General features: G+C 56.8%; 3 protein-coding genes and 1 pseudogene. 3 read left to right on the forward strand and 1 reads right to left on the reverse strand.

Translation table 11 applies throughout. The features are described 5' to 3' along the window. Positions 1 to 50 precede the first annotated feature (50 nt). On the forward strand, positions 51 to 431 hold the full coding sequence (locus tag AC2FNU_RS24615; protein WP_496794205.1) for a DUF6404 family protein: 381 nt from the start codon (positions 51 to 53) through the stop codon (positions 429 to 431). On the opposite strand, the gene AC2FNU_RS24620 is transcribed toward AC2FNU_RS24615, so the two are convergent. Further along, positions 408 to 698, reverse strand: coding sequence for a hypothetical protein (locus tag AC2FNU_RS24620; protein WP_496794209.1), 291 nt, complete (start codon positions 696 to 698; stop codon positions 408 to 410). The genes AC2FNU_RS24615 and AC2FNU_RS24620 overlap by 24 nt on opposite strands. A 62-nt stretch (positions 699 to 760) precedes the next feature. On the opposite strand from AC2FNU_RS24620, the gene prfA reads away from it, so the two are divergent. Together prfA and AC2FNU_RS24630 are read left to right on the forward strand one after the other, a co-directional pair. Further along, positions 761 to 1,816, forward strand: coding sequence for a peptide chain release factor 1 (prfA, locus tag AC2FNU_RS24625; protein WP_496794213.1), 1,056 nt, complete (start codon positions 761 to 763; stop codon positions 1,814 to 1,816). Beyond that, positions 1,813 to 2,078, forward strand: a pseudogene (locus AC2FNU_RS24630) (peptide chain release factor N(5)-glutamine methyltransferase); the annotation flags it as partial. The gene prfA and the pseudogene AC2FNU_RS24630, both read left to right, overlap by 4 nt.

The raw sequence follows: 2,078 nt of genomic DNA on the forward strand, positions 1-2,078 counted from the left end.
GATCACTTCAATAGATTGAAATCGTTGGGTTAAGTTCATATTTTTGTAGGATGAGTGACTATGAGCAGCGGTTTCAAAACGCATTGGCTGAAATTGAGCAGACCGGTGTTAAGCAGCATATAAGAATTGATGCTGATCTTGAACGATTGAGAGCATTTGGTTTTGAACCAAGACCTTTTCTGTACTGGGCATCGCCATTAACCAATGTTGCTGTGTTTGTCTTGCTGACTTTGATCATTGCTTCAGTTCAGGCAGGGGTAATTGTTATTCTTGGTGAGAACTTTTGCCTTCCCAATGTATTTGGCCCTGCTGCATTGGCCGCTGCGCCGCTCACTTTACTGACTGTTGCGCTTAGACTGTGCCAACGAAGGGCATTTAATTTGAGCAAGTGGGAAGACTTGGAGCGCTCAAAGAGCGCTGTCACCGACTGAAGGTGTTTCCAGATCAGGCCAGTCCGAACGCAGCCCCGATGACAGGCACCCTTCCTGAACCTCTCGCCACATGGGAACGTTCAGCGACATCTGACATTGCGCGGTGAACATGCGGCCATCGACCTGTAAGCAAATCATCTCACCCAACTCGATGCGCGTCCCTGAGGTATCGGTGCAATAGCAATCGCGGGTTTTACCGTCCGGGCCGACGTAATCAGCAAAAACCGGCGTGGATGTGAGCAGTAAGGCAAGCAAAAACCGTTTCATGATGGCAAGCTTAGCATGAGGTTGCCCTTGACCAAAGCCCCTGGATAAGAGACACCGCCCGGATGATCCCCGAAGAACGTCTTGAACAGATCACCCAGCGTTTTCAGTACCTCGAAGCTGCCATGGCCGATGGCGCGTCGGGGGGCGATATTGCAACGCTGGCCAAAGAATATTCCGACCTCAAGCCAGTGGTTGATCAGATCATGGCCTGGCGGCAGTTGGTGGCGGATCTGGCCGAGGCTGAGGCGATGTTGGCCGACCCGGATATGAAGGAGTTGGCCGAAGAAGAAATCCCTCAGTTACAGGCCAGTATTCCCGCCGCCGAACAGGCCCTGCAATTGGCCTTGCTGCCAAAGGACGCAGCCGATGCGCGCCCGGCGATGCTGGAAATCCGACCCGGAACCGGCGGCGATGAGGCCGCTTTGTTCGCGGGCGACCTGCTGCGCATGTATCAGCGCTATGCCGAGGCGCGGGGCTGGCGGTTTGAGATCATCGAGGAACAAGCGTCGGATTTGGGCGGCATCAAAGAGGTCGTGGCCCATATCAAGGGTGACAACGTGTTTGCCCGTATGAAGTACGAATCCGGTGTGCACCGCGTGCAGCGCGTGCCAGAGACCGAAAGTGGTGGTCGGATTCACACATCGGCTGCGACAGTGGCGGTTCTGCCCGAGGCCGAGGATGTGGACATCCAGATCGATGCAAATGACATCAGAATCGACACTATGCGCAGCTCGGGCGCGGGTGGACAGCACGTGAACACCACCGACTCGGCGGTCCGGATCACGCATATCCCCAGCGGTATCGTGGTGACGAGTTCCGAGAAATCTCAGCATCGTAACCGCGAGATTGCCATGCAGGTGCTCAAGACGCGGCTCTATGATCTGGAGCGGCAGCGGATAGATAGCGAACGCTCGGCAGATCGGGCCAGTCAGGTGGGCTCGGGCGACCGTTCGGAACGCATTCGCACCTATAATTTCCCGCAAGGTCGCATGACGGACCACCGCATCAACCTGACGCTTTATAAGCTGGATCAGGTGATGCAGGGCGATCTGGATGAGGTCATCGACGCGCTGACGGCTGATGATCAGGCACGGCTGCTGGCCGAGATGGCGCAATGACCGGCCTGCAAACAGCGGCTCAGGCCATGGTGGCGGCAACGGCCCGTCTGCGGGCGGCTGGCGTGGATGATCCTGCGCGGGACGCACGCCTGCTGCTGGCCCATGCGGCGCGTATTGAAGCCAGTCGGGTGACACTGATTGCGCCCGAGGAGTTGCAGCCGGAGATTGCCGAGCGCTATGACCAGTTGATTTCCTTGCGCGCAATTCGAGTGCCGGTCTCGCATTTGCTGGGCGAACGTGAGTTTTATGGGCGCCGGTTCCG

It is taken from the genome of Ruegeria sp. BHSB064 (genome assembly GCF_059613205.1).

Bases quoted from the DNA above. Each gene is read 5' to 3' on its own strand.
- AC2FNU_RS24615 (WP_496794205.1), top strand. From the start codon at position 51: ATGAGTGACTATGAGCAGCGGTTTCAAAACGCATTGGCTGAAATTGAG.
- AC2FNU_RS24620 (WP_496794209.1), bottom strand. From the start codon at position 698: ATGAAACGGTTTTTGCTTGCCTTACTGCTCACATCCACGCCGGTTTTT.
- prfA (WP_496794213.1), top strand. From the start codon at position 761: ATGATCCCCGAAGAACGTCTTGAACAGATCACCCAGCGTTTTCAGTAC.